Origin of the sequence: Dialister succinatiphilus YIT 11850 (assembly GCF_000242435.1) — a bacterium.
Classification (GTDB): domain Bacteria; phylum Bacillota; class Negativicutes; order Veillonellales; family Dialisteraceae; genus Dialister; species Dialister succinatiphilus.
This window is the reverse complement of sequence record NZ_JH591199.1, coordinates 1-1,569: the sequence shown is the minus strand read 5'-3', so window position 1 is coordinate 1,569 and position 1,569 is coordinate 1. Positions and strand designations below refer to the sequence as shown.

At 52.5% G+C, this 1,569-nt stretch carries 1 protein-coding gene; it reads right to left on the bottom strand.

Annotated features, from left to right (window positions below; all coding sequences use genetic code 11):
* Nucleotides 1-291 precede the first annotated feature (291 nt).
* A partial coding sequence (locus HMPREF9453_RS10955) for an S-layer homology domain-containing protein (RefSeq protein ID WP_008860637.1) occupies nucleotides 292-1,569 on the bottom strand: 1,278 nt, incomplete at its 5' end.

Genomic DNA, 1,569 nt, shown 5'->3' with positions numbered 1-1,569 from the left:
GTGTCATATGTGACACAATATCCAGTGCCACCTATTTTCTCGTTTCCCCTTGAGGGGAAGTCCCGCGAAGCGGGAAAGGGTGTACGGGGCAGAGCGCCAATAGGATGCTCCATCACGGTCCTGACCGCCAATCGGCGGCCTGTGTCATTTGGGCTTCTTACCCTTGGACATGCCTGCGGTATGAGGATGCAGAGGGTTCCAAGGGTTCAGAGGGGGCGGGGAGAAAGGGTCTTATGTTCAAAAAAGCCATAAAAAAAGAACTCCCGAAGGAGTTCTCTTTTTTCATTCTCATTAGAATGCGTAGTTCAGTTCGATGCCCCAGGTGTCGTCGGGATCTTCGGTGCTGCCGGATGCTTTGGCTGCGAAGTTGTAGTAAGCGTCCAGTTCTACGTTCTTCTGGAGTGCTACGCCTGCGCGAGCTACCCAGAAGTGAACGTCGGACCAGTTATCCCAGCCGTAGTCCAGCTGGTCGGTGAGGTCCAGAGCGGAGTTGCCGAGGAGCATAGCACCGGCATCGGCTTTTACATAATGAACGCCCAGCTGCCAGGTGCCTGGTTTGTCGGTGTCCACAGCGCCATAGGTAAGGCCTGCAGTCCACAGAGCCGGGTCGTCAGCTTTGTAGGAGCCAAAATCGCCAAGATCAATCTTGCCGGACCACAGGGTCTTTACATAGTCGCCGTCAAGAGTGAAGTTGCCGCCCAGGTCAACGGTGGTGCCGATGCCCCAGACCTTAGCGTTTTTATCTCCGGAATATACATCAAGATTCTTCAGTCCATCATATAATTCAGCATTGAAGTTATGGGTGGGTTCCATGTAGAAGGCGGATACGTCAGCACCGTCGGCAATGTGGCCGGTGAGTTTTGCATACCATGCTTCGGTGGAAGCCTGGTCCTTCCATGCATAGCCATAATCACCTGCTTTAACATCTGTACCTTTAACGTCTTCATCCGAAAGTGTGAATGTCTTATATCCACTCTTGAAGCGGCCATAGCCTGCTTCTACGCCGATTTTGCCATTGTCCCAAGCTGCGTTGACGCCGTCGAAAATACCGTCTTCATCCCAGAAGGTGCCGGTCTGGTCGAGAGCTACGCCGAAGCGGCCGATGTTGACAGTGGTCTTGTCATTTGGTGTCCACTGGGAATAAATGCGGTCCATGGTGGTGTCGCTGGAATCACTGTCTTTGAAGTCCATTTCATTGACGAAACGGCCGTTAACGGTGACCTGGTCATTGACCTGGCCTTTTACGTTGATACGCATACGGCCATTCCAGGTATCGTTGTCCTTTGCTTTGCCTTCATCATTCAGATTGTGCTGGTACTGCATGCGGGCATCGCCGGACCAGTAAATGTTGCCGACTTTCTTTTCCAGGTTGGAAACGCGAACGCCCAGGTTAGCCAGTTCGTCAGCGTATTCGCCAGCCAGTTTGTCAAGGGTTGCACGCTGTTCAGCGTTCAGCTGGTCTTCTTTAGCCATAAGGCGGGCAATGATCTGAGCCAGTTCATAACGGGTAATGTTTCTTTCACCTTTGAAGGTGCCATCCGGATAGCCTTCTACAACGCCCTGGTCGGA